Below are 15,435 nucleotides of genomic sequence, written 5' to 3' on the forward strand. Positions count from 1 at the left end.
CCGACCCGCGCTGAATTGACGCCGGCCGCAATCGCCGGAAAGGAAAAGCCGCCAGTTGGCGGCTTTTTCGTTGTCTCTGGGAAGAGGCTACTCGCCTTCGTCGAAACGGTTGTTGATCAGTTCGACCAGCGCGTTCAACGCCTCGTCTTCCTGTTCGCCTTCGGTATGCAGGTGCAGGTTGGTGCCCTTGCCGGCAGCCAGCATCATCACGGCCATGATGCTCTTGCCGTCGACGCAGCTTTCAGGATTGCGGCCGACCCGGACCTGGCAAGGGTAGCGCCCCGCGACGCCGACGAACTTGGCCGCCGCGCGGGCGTGCAGACCGAGCTTGTTGATGATGGTGATCTCGAGGGCGGGCATCTTGGGGAGTCTGTCCTTCTTGTTATGGGCTAGCTGCTGAGATCGCGGTGGCGAATCTGCACGTTCTTCAGGGAATCCCTGAGTGCAGCGCCAATCCGCTCGGCGAGGTAGACCGAACGATGGTGCCCGCCGGTACAGCCTATCGCAACTGTTACATATGAGCGGTTACTGGCGGCGAAGCGCGGCAGCCATTTGTTCAGGTAGCCGACGATGTCCTGGTACATTTCCTCGACGTCCGGCTGGGCGGCCAGATACTCGCGGACTTCCGGCTCCAGCCCCGAATGATCGCGCAACTCGGGCTTCCAGTAGGGGTTCGGCAGGCAGCGCACATCGAACACCAGGTCGGCGTCGACTGGCATGCCGCGCTTGAAGCCAAAGGATTCGACGAGGAACGCAGTGCCGGGTTCCGGCTTGTTCAACAGGCGCAGTTTGATGGTGTCGCGCAGCTGATAGAGGTTGAGGCTGGTGGTGTCCAGCTTCAGGTCGGCGAGGTCGGCGATCGGTCCGAGCAATTGGCTCTCGTCGCCAATCGCCTCCGCCAGCGAACGGGTGTCGGTGGTCAGCGGGTGGCGCCGGCGGGTTTCCGAGAATCGTTTGAGCAGCGTCTCGTCGTCGGCGTCGAGATACAGCACATCGCAGTTGATGTGGTTGTCCCGCACTTCCTGCAACAGTTCGGGGAAGCGCTGCAACTGGCTGGGCAGGTTGCGGGCGTCGATCGACACCGCCACCTGTGGCTGCAGTAGCTCCGTGTGCAACAGGGCGCGCTGCGCCAGGTCGGGAAGCAGGCTGGCGGGAAGGTTGTCGATGCAATAGAAACCGTTGTCTTCGAGGACGTTCAGGGCGGTGCTCTTGCCCGAGCCCGAGCGGCCGCTGACGATGATCAGGCGCATGTCATTGCCCGTTCTGTACGTCTACCACGATCTGATAAAGCGCCTCGGCAGTGGGAGCGCTGCGCAGGCGGTCGCGTACGTCGGCACGGTCGAGCATGGCGGCGATCTGCCGGAGCAGTTCGAGATGTTCTTCGGTCGCGGCCTCCGGTACCAGCAGGACGAAGAGCAGGTCGACCGGCGCGCCGTCCAGCGCGTCGAAGTCCACGGGAGCATCCAGGTGCAGCACGGCGCTGATGGGGCTCTGGCAGCCAGACAGGCGGCAGTGCGGAATGGCGATGCCATTGCCGAAGCCGGTGGAGCCGAGTTTTTCCCGGGCCACCAGGTTTTCGAAGATGGTCTGGGCGTCGAACTCCGGCAGCTCCCTGGCTACCAGGTTGGCGATTTGTTCGAGTACGCGTTTCTTGCTGCCACCCGGCACGTTCACGAGGGAACGGCCGGGGGTCAGGATTTGCTCAAGTCGGATCATAGGGGAGGGGAGATCAGCGGGCGCCTACGCCTTGCTGCCGTTCGAGATACTTCTCTTTGTGTTTGATCAGTTGACGGTCGAGTTTGTCGATCAGCAGGTCGATGGCCGCGTACATGTCCTCATGTTCCGCATTGGCTACGATCTCGCCACCGGCGATGCGCAGGGTAGCTTCGATCTTCTGCTTCAGTTTCTCGACCTCCATGATCACCTGAACATTGGTGATCTTGTCGAAATGGCGCTCCAGACGGCTCAGTTTCTCGCCGACATAGTCGCGCAGGGCGTCGGTCACATCCAGTTGATGGCCACTGATGTTGACTTGCATACCGCGTTCTCCTTGTTGCCCGTGTGTAAGTGGCAGGTTAGCAACCTGCCTCCGGAACACCTTGGCGTGGATCAACGTCACACCAGTCGCTTGCGCTCGCTCGAAGGGGCTATGCCCAGGGATTCGCGGTATTTGGCGACGGTGCGGCGAGCCACTTGAATGCCCTGTGCCTCCAGTAAACCAGCGATCTTGCTGTCGCTCAATGGCTTTTTCGCATTTTCCGCGGCCACCAGTTTCTTGATGATCGCGCGGATCGCGGTGGACGAGCATTCCCCGCCTTCAGCGGTACTGACGTGACTTGAAAAGAAATATTTCAGCTCGAAAATGCCACGCGGCGTATGCATGTATTTCTGCGTGGTGACCCGCGAAATGGTCGATTCGTGCATGCCCACCGCTTCGGCGATGTCATGCAGGACCAGCGGCTTCATGGCTTCTTCGCCGTAGTCGAGGAAACCGCGCTGGTGCTCGACGATCTGGGTGGCGACCTTCATCAGCGTTTCGTTGCGGCTCTGCAGGCTCTTGATGAACCAGCGGGCTTCCTGCAACTGGTTGCGCATGAAGGTATTGTCGGCGCTGCTATCGGCGCGGCGGACCATGCCGGCGTAGGTGGCGTTGACGCGCAGGCGCGGCATCGCCTCCTGGTTCAGCTCGACCAGCCAGCGCTCGTTGTCCTTGCGCACGATGACGTCGGGGACGATGTATTCGGCTTCGCTCGATTCGATCTGCGAACCGGGCCGGGGATGCAGGCACTGGATCAGCTCGATGACCTGGCGCAGTTCGTCTTCCTTGAGCTTCATGCGCCGCATCAATTGGCTGTAGTCGCGGCCGCCGAGCAGGTCGAGGTAGTCGGATACCAGGCGCAGCGCTTCGTTCAGCCAGGGCGTGGTGGACGGCAACTGGCGCAGTTGCAGCAGCAGGCACTCGCGCAGGTTGCGGGCGCCGATGCCGGCGGGTTCCAGTTGCTGGATGCGGCGCAGCACGACTTCCACTTCGTCGAGCTCGACGTCCAGTTCCGGATCGATGGCGGCGAGGATTTCTTCGAGGGACTCTTCGAGGTAGCCATCGTTGTTGATGCTATCGATGATGGTCACCGCGATCATCCGATCGGTGTCCGACATCGGTGCCAGGTTGACCTGCCACAGCAGGTGGCTGTGCAGGCTCTCGCCGCTGCTGGTGCGCGCGGTGAAGTCCCATTCGTCATCGTCATTGCTGGGCAGGCTGCTGGCGCTGGTCTGGTAGATGTCTTCCCAGGCGGTATCCACCGGCAACTCGCTGGGTATGCGTTCGCTCCACTGGTCGTCGTCGAGGCTTTCGACGCTGGGCGTGGTGCTTTCCTGGAGAGGGCTCTCCTGGGGCGCGCTGGCCGCCTGTTCGGCGCCATCGGCGAGGGGGTCGCTGTTGTCGAAATCGTCGCCGTCTTCCTGGCGTTCGAGCATGGGATTGGATTCCAGCGCTTCCTGGATTTCCTGCTGGAGGTCCAGGGTGGATAGCTGGAGGAGGCGTATGGCCTGTTGCAGCTGCGGCGTCATCGTCAGCTGCTGGCCCATCTTGAGGACTAGCGATGGTTTCATGGCTGAGGGCTTAGTACCTTATTCGCTGGTACCGGATGGCACCATCCACTACTACGGGTGCCGAGGTGGCGGCACCGCCAGGAAGCAAATTATATGCCTGAATTTTCGTACTTTGCCTAGGGTTGCTCTGAATAAATCATCCGCTCCAGGCGGCACTCGTGGTTGCGAAACCGCGGGCGAGCGGAACCGCTCCGGCGAGGCCGGAGGGCGCGCTAGGAGATTTCTTCAGAGGCGGAACTCGTGCCCCAGGTAGACTTCCTTGACCAGGTCGTTGGCGAGGATGCTCTCGGCATCCCCCTCCGCGATCAACTGCCCATCATTGACGATATACGCCGTTTCACAGATGTCCAGGGTCTCGCGGACGTTGTGGTCGGTGATGAGGATGCCGATACCCTTCGCCTTGAGGTGATGGATGATCTGCTTGATGTCGCCGACCGAGATCGGGTCCACGCCGGCGAAGGGCTCGTCGAGGAGGATGAATTTCGGCGCGCTGGCCAGGGCGCGGGCGATTTCCACCCGGCGTCGTTCGCCGCCGGACAGGCTCATGCCGAGGTTGTCGCGGATGTGGTGGATGTGGAATTCCTGCAGCAGGCCTTCCAGGGCTTCCTTGCGACCGTTGCGATCGAGGTCGCTGCGGGTCTCGAGGATCGCCATGATGTTGTCGGATACCGACAACTTGCGGAAGATCGAGGCTTCCTGCGGCAGGTAGCCGATGCCGGCCCGGGCGCGCCCGTGCATCGGCAGGTGGGTGACGTTCTGCTCGTCGATGCGGACCACGCCCTGGTCGGCCTGGACCAGGCCGACGATCATGTAGAAGCAGGTGGTCTTGCCGGCACCGTTCGGACCGAGCAGGCCGACGATCTGCCCGCTATCGATGGACATGCTGACGTCGCGGACGACTTGCCGGCCTTTATAGCTTTTGGCCAGGTGCTGGGCTTTGAGCGTTGCCATTACTGGGCCTTTTTCTTCGGCTGGATGACCATGTCGATGCGCGGGCGCGGGCTGGTCACCTGGGAGCCGGTGGCACGACCCGCGTTGACGATCTGGCGCTGGGTGTCATAGACGATCTTCTCGCCTTCGAAGGTGTTGCCTTCCTGGATCACCTTGGCCTGGTCGATCAGCACGACCCGGTTCTGCGTGACGAAGTACTGGATGGTCAGGCCATAGGCCTTGGTCACGTCCTTGTCCGGAGCGGGTTTCTGCTCATAGTAGGCAGGCTTGCCGACCGAGGTCACGACCTCGATGTCGCCGTTCTTGTCCTGCTTCAGGGTCACGGTGTTGCCGGTCAGCTTGGTGCTGCCCTGGGTCACCACGACGTCGCCGCGGTAGACCGCGACGCCCTGCTTGTCGTCCAGTTCGGCGCTGTCGGCCTGGACGCGGATCGGTTGTTCGCGGTCCGAAGGCAGGGCCAAGGCCATGGAGCTGCCGAGGGCGGCAGTCAGACCGAAAATAAGGGGGAGGGTATTAACGAACCTCATGCTGACCTCTTACGTTGGACAGCAGGTGCATCCGGCTGTCTTTCAGATACGCTTTCATTCCAACAGCCGTCGTCACTCCATTGGCCGCGTCGATTTTAACGGCTTGCTCGGTCTGTGCATAATTCTTGTCGGGGAATACGGTCAGCCGAGTGGTGGTCAGGATGCTTGGTTGGCCCTTGGCATCGGTACGTGCGACGCGCACGTCGTCGATGAGTTCGACCTCCTTGCCTTTCGGTCCGACTTCGGCGCGGGCGCTCTGGATGTGCCAGGGTTGCACGTTGCCACGGAAGAGCAGCAGGTCGGGGGTGGTGACGAAAGTGATGTCCGTGGCTTTCTGGTGCTCCAGCTTCACTGCGGTCATCTCGTAGTCGAGGCTGCCGTCCTCCTGGTACTGGAGGCTATGGGCATTCTCGGCATAGTAGTCGATGGTGTTGTCCTGGCCGGGGCGGGTCGGCTGTTCGTTGAACAGCTCGAGCCCGACGTTCCAGTAGTAGCCCGCGACGATCAGCAACAGGGCGATCAGGGCGAGCAGCAGTTTCTGGCGTAGTGTCTTCGGCATGGTCGGCTCTACAGATAGGCGCCCTGGGCGGCTTCGAGCGTACCCTGGGCGCGCATGATCAGTTCGCAGAACTCGCGGGCGGCGCCTTCGCCGCCGCGGGCCGCGGTGACGCCATGGGCATGCTGGCGCACGAACGGGTCGGCACTGGCTACCGCCATGCCCAGGCCGACGCGGCGGATCACCGGCAGATCGGGCAGGTCGTCGCCAAGGTAGGCGACTTGCTCATAGCCTAGTCCGAGTTCGCCGAGAAGTTCGTCGAGGACGGCGAGCTTGTCTTCCCGGCCCTGATAGAGGTGCTGGATGCCCAGGTTGCGCGCGCGCCGTTCGACCACCGGAGTGTCGCGGCCGGTGATGATGGCGGTGCGCACGCCGGAGGCGATGAGCATCTTGATGCCATGTCCGTCCAGGGTGTTGAAGGTCTTGAACTCGCTGCCGTCGACGAGGAAATACAGCTTGCCGTCGGTCAGCACGCCGTCGACGTCGAAGATCGCCAGGCGTATCCGGCGGGCCCGAACCGGGAGTTCCGCGGCCGAATGGGTATCGCTCATTACATCACTCCTGCGCGCAACAGGTCGTGCATGTTCAGGGCGCCGACCGGACGGTCGTCCGCGTCGACCACCACCAGTGCGCCGATCTTGTTGTCTTCCATGATCTTCAGGGCTTCCGCGGCGAGAATCTCGGCGCGGACGGTCTTGCCGTGGACGGTCATCACCTGGTCGATGGTGACCTGGCGGACGTCGATGCCCCGATCCAGGGCGCGACGCAGGTCGCCATCGGTGAAAATGCCGGCAAGCTTGCCGTGTTCGTCGAGCACTACGGTCATGCCCAGGCCCTTGCGGGTCATTTCCATCAGCGCGCCGGTCAGCGAGGTGCCGAGCAGCACCTGCGGCAGCCCTTCGCCGACGTGCATGACGTCTTCCACCTTCAGCAGCAGTCGGCGGCCCAGCGCACCGCCCGGGTGCGAGAAGGCGAAGTCTTCCGCGGTAAAGCCGCGGGCTTCGAGCAGGGCGATCGCCAGGGCGTCGCCGAGGACCAGGGTTACGGTGGTGGAGGAGGTCGGGGCCAGGTTCAGTGGACAGGCTTCCTGGCCGACACTGGCGTCCAGGTTCACTTCCGCAGCCTTGGCCAGGGGCGACTCGGGGTTGCCGGTCATGCTGATCAGGGTGATGCCCAGGCGCTTGATCAGAGGCAACAGGGTGACGATTTCGGCAGTCGAGCCGGAGTTGGACAGGGCGAGGACCACGTCGTCCTTGGTGATCATGCCCATGTCGCCGTGGCTGGCCTCGGCCGGATGCACGAAGAAGGAGGGGGTGCCGGTGCTGGCCAGGGTAGCGGCGATCTTCTTGCCGATGTGACCGGACTTGCCCATGCCGACGACGACGACCCGGCCCTTGCCGGCCAGCAGCAGTTCGCAGGCCTTGACGAAATCGTCGCCAATCCGCGCCAGCAGGCTGTCTACCGCGTCGCGCTCGAGGCCGATGGTGCGCTGGGCGGAATGGATGAAATCGAGGTTCTGGCTCATGTTCAACGAATGTGGCGCCTGGATTAAAGGCGGGATTATAACGGGAAAGCGTGTCCCGCTTACACCAGCCATGCTGTGAAGTCGGTCCGCATCCCCCGCGGCGCAATGTTGTATGGACTGCAATGCTCTGTTACGCCGCCGTTATCTGCACTCCGCGCTATGACTGCATAAATGTCGATATATTCGACGTCGACGCGATTTTTTTCTGTCCGTAGTGAACCTGAAGTGTGCGATATGTCCTAAAGGGCTGAGAGAACGCTCCGAACAAGCTGAATCCAAGCTGAACGGCACGGTGCCAGGCCTTGGGCCAGAACCCGCCGCAGTGCTATAGTCCGCGCCCATTCGACCCCTCCCGGATGCGTGCCTTTGCAACGGGGCAAGGCGTCCAGCATGGACGGGTCGCATCGCAAGGAGTCCTGATGAGCACCGATAGTGCCTACGCGGTCGAGTTGAAGGGCCTGACCTTCAAGCGCGGATCGCGGGCGATTTTCGACAACATCGATGTGCGTATCCCGCGCGGAAAGGTGACCGGCATCATGGGCCCGTCCGGTTGCGGCAAGACCACGTTGCTGCGGCTGATCGCCTCCCAGTTGCGTCCTTCGAAGGGGGAGGTCTGGGTCAACGGGCAGAACCTGCCGCAGCTTTCGCGCGGCGACCTGTTCGACATGCGCAAGCAGTTCGGCGTGCTGTTCCAGAGCGGGGCGCTGTTCACCGATCTCGACGTCTTCGAGAACGTCGCGTTTCCGCTGCGCGTGCATACCCAGCTGCCGGAAGAGATGATCCGCGACATCGTCCTGATGAAGCTTCAGGCCGTCGGCCTGCGCGGCGCCGTGGAACTGATGCCGGACGAGCTTTCCGGCGGCATGAAGCGCCGCGTCGCCCTGGCCCGGGCGATCGCCCTGGACCCGCAGATCCTGCTCTACGACGAGCCGTTCGTGGGGCAGGATCCGATCGCCATGGGCGTCCTGGTGCGCCTGATCCGCCTGCTCAACGATGCCCTCGGCATCACCAGCATCGTGGTTTCCCATGACCTGGCCGAGACCGCCAGCATCGCCGACTACATCTATATCGTCGGCGACGGCCGGGTACTTGGCCACGGGACGCCGGACGTCCTCAAGGAGACCGACGATCCTCGTATCCGCCAGTTCGTCAAGGGAATCCCGGATGGTCCCGTTCCGTTCCATTATCCGGCCCGCGACTACCGGGCCGACCTGCTGGGAGAGCGCTGATGCGTAGAGTCTCTCCCCTCGAACGTATCCGCCTGTTCGGCCGCGCCGGCCTGGACGTGGTCGCTGCGCTCGGCCGCTCGACCCTGTTCCTCGGCCACGCCCTGCTCGGCCGGCGCACGCCAGGCACCGGTTTGCACCTGCTGGTGAAGCAACTCTACTCGGTAGGCGTGCTGTCGCTGGCGATCATCGTCGTCTCGGGCCTGTTCATTGGCATGGTGCTGGCCCTGCAGGGCTACAACATCCTGATTTCCTATGGTTCCGAGCAGGCGGTCGGGCAGATGGTGGCCCTGACCCTGCTGCGCGAGCTGGGGCCGGTGGTGACCGGCCTGCTGTTCGCCGGCCGTGCCGGCTCTGCGCTTACCGCGGAAATCGGCAACATGAAGGCCACCGAACAGCTTTCCAGCCTGGAAATGATCGGTGTCGACCCGCTCAAGTACATCGTCGCGCCGCGCCTGTGGGCCGGTTTCATCTCCATGCCGCTGCTCGCCGCGATCTTCAGCGTGGTCGGCATCTGGGGCGGGGCGATGGTCGCGGTCGACTGGCTGGGCGTATACGAGGGGTCGTTCTGGGCGAACATGCAGAACAGCGTGCAGTTCACCGAGGATGTGCTCAACGGCGTGATCAAAAGTATCGTATTCGCCTTCGTGGTGACCTGGATCGCGGTCTACCAAGGCTACGACTGTGAGCCGACCTCGGAAGGAATCAGCCGGGCGACGACTCGGACCGTGGTCTATGCCTCCCTGGCGGTGCTGGGGCTCGACTTCATTCTGACTGCTTTGATGTTTGGAGATTTCTGAATGCAAACCCGCACCCTGGAAATCGGTGTCGGCCTGTTCCTCCTGGCCGGCCTGCTGGCCCTGTTGCTGCTGGCCCTGCGGGTCAGTGGCCTGAGCGTGGGCAACGCCGGCGACACCTACAAGGTCTATGCCTACTTCGACAACATCGCCGGTGTTACCGTGCGCGGCAAGGTCACCCTGGCCGGCGTGACGATCGGCAAGGTGACGGCGGTCGACCTGGATCGCGACAGCTACACTGGTCGCGTGACCATGGAGATCAACCAGAACGTGAACAACCTGCCGGTCGACTCCACGGCGTCGATCCTGACCGCCGGCCTGCTGGGCGAGAAATACATCGGCATCAGCGTCGGCGGCGACGAGGACGTTCTGAAGGACGGCAGTACCATCCACGACACCCAGTCGGCGCTGGTGCTGGAAGACCTGATCGGCAAGTTCCTGCTGAACTCGGTTAACAAAGACGAAGCCAAAAAGTGAGGTTTTCTTCCATGCTGACTCTTCTGCGTCGCGGCCTGCTGGTGTTCCTGGCGGCTTTCCCGCTGCTTTCCATGGCGGCGCCGACCCCGCAACAGGTGGTGCAGGGCACGGTCGACGAACTGCTTTCCGACATCAAGGCCAACAAGGCCGCCTACAAGGCCGATCCGCAAAAGCTCTACGCCACTCTCGACCGTATCCTCGGGCCGGTGGTCGATGCCGAGGGCATCGCCAAGAGCGTGATGACCGTCAAGTACTCGCGCCAAGCCTCGCCCGAGCAGATCAAGCGCTTCGAGGAAGTGTTCAAGAACAGCCTGATGCAGTTCTACGGTAACGCGCTGCTCGAATACGACAACCAGGACATCCGCGTGCTGCCTAGCTCGGCCAAGCCGAGCGACGATCGCGCCAGCGTCAACATGGAGATCCGTGACAGCAAGGGCACGGTCTATCCGGTCTCCTACACCATGACCAACCTGGCCGGTGGCTGGAAGGTCCGCAACGTGATCATCAACGGCATCAACATCGGCAAGCTGTTCCGCGACCAGTTCGCCGACACCATGCAGAAGAACCGCAACGACCTCGAGAAGACCATCGCCGGCTGGGGCGAGGTGGTCGCCAAGGCCAAGGAAACCGCGAAAGCGGAAGAGGCCGGGGCGAAATGAGCCAGGCCAGCCTGCGCGAAGGCGCGGCCGGCGAACTGCAACTCGCCGGCGTGCTCGACTACAGCAGCGGGCCGGCGTTGCGCGAGCAGGGCGGTCGGCTGATCCGCGCCAGCCAGGCGGCGGAACTGGTTGTCGACTGCTCGGCGGTGGAGCGCTCCAGCAGCGTGGGCATTTCCCTGTTGCTGGCCTTCATGCGCGACGCACGCAAGGCCGGCAAGGTCCTGAGCGTCAGGGCGTTGCCGGACGACATGCGGGAGATTGCCAAGGTCAGCAGCCTTCTGGAGATCCTGCCTTTGCAGGAATGACCGGCCGGCGGAACGAGTGGCCCTCCGTCTGCGCGTCCCTTCCTGGGGTTCGCAGGCGGAGGGCTTTTTTGTATGATGGCCGACCGTGCGCGTAGGGCGCCCGATTGAGGTTGAGCATGCAGGCCGAAGACGTTAAGAGCCTTCTCCAGGAAAAACTCCCCGGCACCCAGGTGGAAGTCGAGGGCGAAGGGTGCAATTTCCAACTGAATCTGATCAGCGACGAACTGGCCGGCCAGAGCCCGGTCAAGCGTCAGCAGCAGGTCTACGCCCATTTGAACGCCTGGATCGCCGATGGCAGCATCCATGCCGTCACCATGAAATTCTTCAGCCGCGCCGCCTGGGCCGAGCGTTCCTGAGCCCACGGGGGATCATTGCAATGGATAAACTGATTATTACCGGCGGTAACCGCCTCGATGGCGAAATCCGCATTTCCGGCGCGAAGAACTCGGCGCTGCCGATCCTGGCCGCGACCCTGCTGGCCGATACTCCGGTCACCGTCTGCAACCTGCCGCACCTGCACGACATTACCACTATGATCGAACTGTTCGGCCGCATGGGCGTGCAGCCGATCATCGACGAGAAGCTCAACGTCGAAGTCGATGCCAGCAGCATCAAGACCCTGGTCGCGCCGTACGAACTGGTGAAGACCATGCGTGCCTCGATCCTGGTGCTGGGCCCGATGCTGGCGCGCTTCGGCGAGGCCGAAGTGGCCCTGCCGGGCGGTTGCGCGATCGGTTCGCGTCCGGTCGACCTGCATATCCGCGGTCTCGAGGCCATGGGCGCGCAGATCGAGGTCGAAGGCGGCTACATCAAGGCCAAGGCGCCGGCCGGCGGCCTGCGTGGCGGTCACTTCTTCTTCGATACCGTCAGCGTGACCGGCACCGAGAACCTGATGATGGCCGCCGCGCTGGCCAACGGCCGCACCGTGCTGCAGAACGCCGCTCGCGAGCCGGAGGTGGTCGACCTGGCCAACTGCCTGAACGCCATGGGCGCCAACGTCCAGGGCGCTGGCTCCGATACCATCGTCATCGAAGGCGTGAAGCGCCTCGGCGGCGCTCGCTACGACGTACTGCCCGACCGTATCGAGACCGGCACCTACCTGGTGGCCGCGGCCGCGACCGGCGGCCGGGTGAAGCTGAAGGATACCGACCCGACCATCCTCGAGGCGGTCCTGCAGAAGCTGGAAGAGGCCGGTGCACACATCAGCACCGGCAGCAACTGGATCGAGCTGGACATGAAGGGCAACCGGCCGAAGGCGGTCAACGTGCGTACCGCGCCGTACCCGGCGTTCCCCACCGACATGCAGGCCCAGTTCATCTCCATGAACGCGGTTGCCGAAGGCACCGGCGCGGTCATCGAGACGGTCTTCGAGAACCGCTTCATGCATGTCTACGAAATGAACCGCATGGGTGCGCAGATCCTCGTCGAAGGCAACACCGCCATCGTCACCGGCGTACCCAAGCTCAAGGGCGCTCCGGTCATGGCGACCGACCTGCGCGCATCCGCGAGCCTGGTGATCGCCGGCCTGGTAGCCGAGGGCGACACCCTGATCGATCGCATCTACCACATCGACCGTGGCTACGAGTGCATCGAAGAGAAACTCCAGCTGCTCGGCGCCAAGATCCGCCGCGTACCGGGCTAGCGGAGGCTGTCGCGCAAATGCTGACCATCGCCTTGTCCAAGGGCCGGATTCTCGACGATACCCTGCCGCTGCTCGCAGCGGCGGGCATCGTGCCGTCGGAGAACCCGGACAAGAGCCGCAAGCTGATCATCCCGACGTCCCTGTCCGATGTGCGCCTGCTCATCGTGCGCGCCACCGACGTGCCGACCTATGTCGAGCATGGCGCCGCCGATCTCGGCGTGGCCGGCAAGGACGTGCTGATGGAGTACGGCGGCCAGGGACTCTACGAACCGCTGGACCTGCGTATCGCCAACTGCAAGCTGATGACCGCCGGCGCCATTGGCGCGCCTGAACCCAAGGGACGCCTGCGGGTGGCCACCAAGTTCGTCAATGTCGCCAAGCGCTACTACGCCGAGCAGGGCCGCCAGGTCGACGTGATCAAGCTGTACGGCTCGATGGAGCTGGCGCCCCTGGTCGGTCTCGCCGACAAGATCATCGACGTCGTGGATACCGGCAACACCCTGCGCGCCAACGGCCTGGAGCCCCAGGAACTGATCGCCACGATCAGCTCGCGCCTGGTGGTCAACAAGGCCTCGATGAAGATGCAGCACGGTCGCATCCAGTCGCTGATCGATACCCTGCGCGACGCCGTCGAGGCGCGACACCGTCACTGATACCCGTGCGGCTCCGCGCCGCACCTGCCTATCCGTGTCATAGCCAAATTTTCTCGGGTGCCCGCACGGTGGGCTTGGTAGTCTAGCGGCGCCCGAGACAACGCCATCCATAAAAGAGGCTCGCTATGACCGCTCCCTTCGCTATCCGTCGACTCAATGCCGCTGATCCGGACTTCGGGCGTCATCTGGATCATCTGCTGAGCTGGGAAAGTGTCTCCGACGATTCGGTCAACCAGCGCGTCCTCGACATCATCGCCGCCGTACGCAGCCGTGGCGACGCCGCCGTGGTCGAGTTCACCCAGCGCTTCGACGGTCTCCAGGCCGCCTCGATGGCTGACCTGATCCTGCCGCGCGAGCGCCTGGAGCTGGCTCTCACCCGCATCACCGTAGCCCAGCGCGAAGCCCTGGAAGTCGCCGCCGAGCGCGTGCGCAGCTACCACGAGAAGCAGAAGCAGGGTTCCTGGCGCTACACCGAGGCCGACGGCACTGTGCTCGGCCAGCAGGTCACCCCGCTGGACCGCGCCGGGCTCTATGTGCCGGGCGGCAAGGCGTCCTACCCGTCCTCGGTGCTGATGAACGCGATCCCGGCCAAGGTCGCCGGGGTGTCCGAAGTGGTCATGGTCGTACCGACCCCGCGCGGCGAGATCAACGAGATCGTCCTCGCCGCCGCCTGCATCGCCGGTGTCGACCGTGTCTTCACCATCGGCGGGGCACAGGCCGTGGCCGCGTTGGCCTACGGCACCGAAAGCGTGCCGCGGGTGGACAAGATCGTCGGCCCCGGCAACATCTACGTGGCCACCGCCAAGCGTCACGTGTTCGGCCAGGTCGGCATCGACATGATCGCCGGTCCCTCGGAAATCCTCGTGGTCTGCGATGGCCAGACCGATCCCGACTGGATCGCCATGGACCTGTTCTCCCAGGCCGAACACGACGAAGACGCCCAGTCGATCCTGGTCAGTCCGGACGCGGCGTTCCTGGACCGCGTCGCGGACAGCATCGCTCGCCTGCTGCCGACCATGGAGCGCGCCGAGATCATCCGCACCTCCCTGGAGGGGCGGGGCGCGCTGATCCAGGTCGCCGACCAGGCCCAGGCCTGTGCGGTGGCCAACCGCATCGCCCCGGAACACCTGGAGCTGTCGGTGGCCGATCCGGAAAGCTGGCTGCCGGAGATCCGCCATGCCGGCGCGATCTTCATGGGCCGCTACACTGCCGAGGCCCTGGGCGACTACTGCGCCGGCCCGAACCACGTGCTGCCGACCTCCGGTACCGCGCGTTTCTCTTCGCCGCTGGGGGTATATGACTTCCAGAAGCGTTCGTCGATCATCAACTGCTCGGCCGAGGGCGCTTCGGTCCTCGGTCGCACCGCCTCGGTGCTGGCTCGCGGCGAGTCGTTGACCGCCCACGCGCGCAGCGCCGAATACCGCATCCTCGACGAGAAGGAGGCCTGAGCATGAGCAAATTCTGGAGTCCCTTCGTCAAGGACCTGGTGCCTTATGTGCCGGGCGAGCAGCCGAAGCTGTCGCGGCTGGTCAAGCTGAACACCAACGAGAATCCCTACGGTCCGTCGCCACAGGCGCTCGCCGCGATGCAGGCGGAACTCAACGATGACCTGCGCCTGTATCCCGATCCCAACGGCGAGCGGTTGAAGCAGGCGGTCGCCGCGCACTACGGCGTACAGGCCAACCAGGTGTTCGTCGGCAACGGCTCCGACGAGGTGCTCGCGCACATTTTCCATGGCCTGTTCCAACACGACCTGCCGCTGCTGTTCCCGGACGTGACCTACAGCTTCTACCCGGTCTATTGCGGCCTGTACGGGATCGCGCACGAGAAGATCGCGTTGGATGAAAGGTTCCGCATCCGCGTCGAAGACTACGCGCGGCCCAACGGCGGAATCATCTTCCCCAATCCGAACGCGCCGACCGGCTGCCTGCTGCCGCTGGACGCCATCGAAGCGATGCTGAAGGCGTCGCCGGATTCGGTGGTGGTGGTCGACGAGGCCTATGTCGACTTCGGTGGCGAGAGCGCCATCGCCCTGGTCGATCGCTACCCGAACCTGCTGGTCACCCAGACGCTGTCCAAGTCGCGCTCCCTGGCCGGCCTGCGGGTCGGCCTGGCGGTCGGCCATGCCGATCTGGTCGAGGCGCTGGAGCGGATCAAGAACAGCTTCAATTCCTACCCGCTGGATCGCCTGGCGATCGCCGGCGCGGCGGCGGCTTTCGAGGACGACGCCTATTTCCGTCGGACCTGCCAGGCAGTGATCGATAGCCGCGAGGCGTTGAGCGCCTCTTTGCAGGCGCTGGGCTTCGAGGTACTACCGTCGGCCGCCAACTTCGTCTTCGCCCGTCATCCGCGGCACGATGCCGGGCAGATTGCCTCGACCCTGCGCGAGCAGGGAGTGATCGTCCGCCATTTCAAGCAGGCGCGGATCGACCAGTTCCTGCGTATCACCATCGGCAGTCCGGAGCAGAACCAGGCGCTACTGGACGCCCTGCACTTCCTCAAGTGATA

Annotated in this window: 20 protein-coding genes; 10 read left to right on the forward strand and 10 right to left on the reverse strand. The window is 63.7% G+C overall.

Going from position 1 to position 15,435, the window contains the following annotated elements; translation table 11 throughout:
- Window positions 1–87: 87 nt before the first annotated feature.
- From AC4OR5_RS07060 to kdsD, 10 genes are all read right to left on the reverse strand, one after another.
- Window positions 88–360, reverse strand: coding sequence for an HPr family phosphocarrier protein (locus tag AC4OR5_RS07060; protein WP_003094362.1), 273 nt, complete (start codon window positions 358–360; stop codon window positions 88–90).
- 29 nt (window positions 361–389) lie between these two features.
- A complete protein-coding gene (rapZ, locus tag AC4OR5_RS07065) occupies window positions 390–1,250 on the reverse strand; it encodes an RNase adapter RapZ (protein ID WP_003094361.1) in 861 nt (286 codons plus the stop codon).
- 1 nt (window position 1,251) lies between these two features.
- Window positions 1,252–1,716, reverse strand: coding sequence for a PTS IIA-like nitrogen regulatory protein PtsN (gene ptsN, locus AC4OR5_RS07070; RefSeq protein WP_003098853.1), 465 nt, complete (start codon window positions 1,714–1,716; stop codon window positions 1,252–1,254).
- A 13-nt stretch (window positions 1,717–1,729) separates the two neighbouring features.
- Window positions 1,730–2,038 carry a ribosome hibernation-promoting factor, HPF/YfiA family gene (hpf, locus tag AC4OR5_RS07075; RefSeq protein ID WP_003094359.1) on the reverse strand — a complete coding sequence of 103 codons (309 nt, stop codon included), beginning with the start codon at window positions 2,036–2,038 and terminating at the stop codon, window positions 1,730–1,732.
- Between the two features lie 77 nt (window positions 2,039–2,115).
- Window positions 2,116–3,609 carry an RNA polymerase factor sigma-54 gene (locus AC4OR5_RS07080; protein ID WP_023130255.1) on the reverse strand — a complete coding sequence of 498 codons (1,494 nt, stop codon included), beginning with the start codon at window positions 3,607–3,609 and terminating at the stop codon, window positions 2,116–2,118.
- Between the two features lie 225 nt (window positions 3,610–3,834).
- Window positions 3,835–4,560 (reverse strand): LPS export ABC transporter ATP-binding protein, encoded by a 726-nt coding sequence (gene lptB / locus AC4OR5_RS07085; RefSeq protein WP_003094355.1) that lies wholly within the window; start codon window positions 4,558–4,560, stop codon window positions 3,835–3,837.
- A complete protein-coding gene (gene lptA, locus AC4OR5_RS07090; protein WP_003120916.1) occupies window positions 4,560–5,087 on the reverse strand; it encodes a lipopolysaccharide transport periplasmic protein LptA in 528 nt (175 codons plus the stop codon). Before lptA ends, lptB begins: the two co-directional genes overlap by 1 nt.
- Complete coding sequence (lptC, locus tag AC4OR5_RS07095; protein WP_003094353.1) at window positions 5,074–5,646, reverse strand: LPS export ABC transporter periplasmic protein LptC; 573 nt, start codon at window positions 5,644–5,646, stop codon at window positions 5,074–5,076. Before lptC ends, lptA begins: the two co-directional genes overlap by 14 nt.
- A gap of 8 nt (window positions 5,647–5,654) precedes the next feature.
- The gene (locus AC4OR5_RS07100) at window positions 5,655–6,194 is read right to left on the reverse strand and encodes a KdsC family phosphatase (RefSeq protein WP_003094350.1); all 540 of its coding nucleotides are present in this window, start codon (window positions 6,192–6,194) and stop codon (window positions 5,655–5,657) included.
- Window positions 6,194–7,174 (reverse strand): arabinose-5-phosphate isomerase KdsD, encoded by a 981-nt coding sequence (gene kdsD, locus AC4OR5_RS07105; protein ID WP_003094347.1) that lies wholly within the window; start codon window positions 7,172–7,174, stop codon window positions 6,194–6,196. Before kdsD ends, AC4OR5_RS07100 begins: the two co-directional genes overlap by 1 nt.
- Window positions 7,175–7,587: 413 nt before the next feature.
- Here kdsD and AC4OR5_RS07110 point away from each other — a divergent pair, with 413 nt between their 5' ends.
- The 10 genes from AC4OR5_RS07110 (at window position 7,588) to hisC (ending at window position 15,433) form a co-directional block, all read left to right on the forward strand.
- Entirely contained in the window at window positions 7,588–8,397 is an 810-nt protein-coding gene (locus tag AC4OR5_RS07110; RefSeq protein ID WP_003094343.1) for an ATP-binding cassette domain-containing protein, read from the forward strand.
- Entirely contained in the window at window positions 8,397–9,194 is a 798-nt protein-coding gene (mlaE, locus tag AC4OR5_RS07115; RefSeq protein WP_003094341.1) for a lipid asymmetry maintenance ABC transporter permease subunit MlaE, read from the forward strand. The genes AC4OR5_RS07110 and mlaE overlap by 1 nt, the downstream gene beginning before the upstream one ends.
- Window positions 9,195–9,668, forward strand: a complete 474-nt coding sequence (gene mlaD / locus AC4OR5_RS07120; RefSeq protein WP_003094339.1) for an outer membrane lipid asymmetry maintenance protein MlaD — start codon at window positions 9,195–9,197, stop codon at window positions 9,666–9,668.
- Between the two features lie 11 nt (window positions 9,669–9,679).
- A complete protein-coding gene (locus tag AC4OR5_RS07125) occupies window positions 9,680–10,327 on the forward strand; it encodes an MlaC/ttg2D family ABC transporter substrate-binding protein (RefSeq protein ID WP_003094337.1) in 648 nt (215 codons plus the stop codon).
- Complete coding sequence (locus tag AC4OR5_RS07130) at window positions 10,324–10,632, forward strand: STAS domain-containing protein (protein ID WP_003094335.1); 309 nt, start codon at window positions 10,324–10,326, stop codon at window positions 10,630–10,632. The genes AC4OR5_RS07125 and AC4OR5_RS07130 overlap by 4 nt, the downstream gene beginning before the upstream one ends.
- A gap of 116 nt (window positions 10,633–10,748) precedes the next feature.
- On the forward strand, window positions 10,749–10,988 hold the full coding sequence (locus AC4OR5_RS07135; RefSeq protein ID WP_003094334.1) for a BolA family protein: 240 nt from the start codon (window positions 10,749–10,751) through the stop codon (window positions 10,986–10,988).
- Window positions 10,989–11,008: 20 nt separating this feature from the next.
- Complete coding sequence (murA, locus tag AC4OR5_RS07140; RefSeq protein ID WP_003094332.1) at window positions 11,009–12,274, forward strand: UDP-N-acetylglucosamine 1-carboxyvinyltransferase; 1,266 nt, start codon at window positions 11,009–11,011, stop codon at window positions 12,272–12,274.
- Window positions 12,275–12,291: 17 nt separating this feature from the next.
- Window positions 12,292–12,927: an ATP phosphoribosyltransferase gene (gene hisG / locus AC4OR5_RS07145; RefSeq protein WP_003098837.1), complete on the forward strand. Its 636-nt coding sequence runs from the start codon at window positions 12,292–12,294 to the stop codon at window positions 12,925–12,927.
- A 125-nt stretch (window positions 12,928–13,052) separates the two neighbouring features.
- On the forward strand, window positions 13,053–14,375 hold the full coding sequence (hisD, locus tag AC4OR5_RS07150; RefSeq protein WP_003094326.1) for a histidinol dehydrogenase: 1,323 nt from the start codon (window positions 13,053–13,055) through the stop codon (window positions 14,373–14,375).
- 2 nt (window positions 14,376–14,377) lie between these two features.
- Window positions 14,378–15,433, forward strand: a complete 1,056-nt coding sequence (hisC, locus tag AC4OR5_RS07155; protein ID WP_003098833.1) for a histidinol-phosphate transaminase — start codon at window positions 14,378–14,380, stop codon at window positions 15,431–15,433.
- Window positions 15,434–15,435 lie beyond the last annotated feature (2 nt).

This window comes from Pseudomonas sp. YA1 (genome assembly GCF_058680555.1).

Bases quoted from the DNA above. Each gene is read 5' to 3' on its own strand.
- AC4OR5_RS07060 (WP_003094362.1), bottom strand. From the start codon at position 360: ATGCCCGCCCTCGAGATCACCATCATCAACAAGCTCGGTCTGCACGCC.
- rapZ (WP_003094361.1), bottom strand. From the start codon at position 1,250: ATGCGCCTGATCATCGTCAGCGGCCGCTCGGGCTCGGGCAAGAGCACC.
- ptsN (WP_003098853.1), bottom strand. From the start codon at position 1,716: ATGATCCGACTTGAGCAAATCCTGACCCCCGGCCGTTCCCTCGTGAAC.
- hpf (WP_003094359.1), bottom strand. From the start codon at position 2,038: ATGCAAGTCAACATCAGTGGCCATCAACTGGATGTGACCGACGCCCTG.
- AC4OR5_RS07080 (WP_023130255.1), bottom strand. From the start codon at position 3,609: ATGAAACCATCGCTAGTCCTCAAGATGGGCCAGCAGCTGACGATGACG.
- lptB (WP_003094355.1), bottom strand. From the start codon at position 4,560: ATGGCAACGCTCAAAGCCCAGCACCTGGCCAAAAGCTATAAAGGCCGG.
- lptA (WP_003120916.1), bottom strand. From the start codon at position 5,087: ATGAGGTTCGTTAATACCCTCCCCCTTATTTTCGGTCTGACTGCCGCC.
- lptC (WP_003094353.1), bottom strand. From the start codon at position 5,646: ATGCCGAAGACACTACGCCAGAAACTGCTGCTCGCCCTGATCGCCCTG.
- AC4OR5_RS07100 (WP_003094350.1), bottom strand. From the start codon at position 6,194: ATGAGCGATACCCATTCGGCCGCGGAACTCCCGGTTCGGGCCCGCCGG.
- AC4OR5_RS07110 (WP_003094343.1), top strand. From the start codon at position 7,588: ATGAGCACCGATAGTGCCTACGCGGTCGAGTTGAAGGGCCTGACCTTC.
- mlaE (WP_003094341.1), top strand. From the start codon at position 8,397: ATGCGTAGAGTCTCTCCCCTCGAACGTATCCGCCTGTTCGGCCGCGCC.
- mlaD (WP_003094339.1), top strand. From the start codon at position 9,195: ATGCAAACCCGCACCCTGGAAATCGGTGTCGGCCTGTTCCTCCTGGCC.
- AC4OR5_RS07125 (WP_003094337.1), top strand. From the start codon at position 9,680: ATGCTGACTCTTCTGCGTCGCGGCCTGCTGGTGTTCCTGGCGGCTTTC.
- AC4OR5_RS07130 (WP_003094335.1), top strand. From the start codon at position 10,324: ATGAGCCAGGCCAGCCTGCGCGAAGGCGCGGCCGGCGAACTGCAACTC.
- AC4OR5_RS07135 (WP_003094334.1), top strand. From the start codon at position 10,749: ATGCAGGCCGAAGACGTTAAGAGCCTTCTCCAGGAAAAACTCCCCGGC.
- murA (WP_003094332.1), top strand. From the start codon at position 11,009: ATGGATAAACTGATTATTACCGGCGGTAACCGCCTCGATGGCGAAATC.
- hisG (WP_003098837.1), top strand. From the start codon at position 12,292: ATGCTGACCATCGCCTTGTCCAAGGGCCGGATTCTCGACGATACCCTG.
- hisD (WP_003094326.1), top strand. From the start codon at position 13,053: ATGACCGCTCCCTTCGCTATCCGTCGACTCAATGCCGCTGATCCGGAC.
- hisC (WP_003098833.1), top strand. From the start codon at position 14,378: ATGAGCAAATTCTGGAGTCCCTTCGTCAAGGACCTGGTGCCTTATGTG.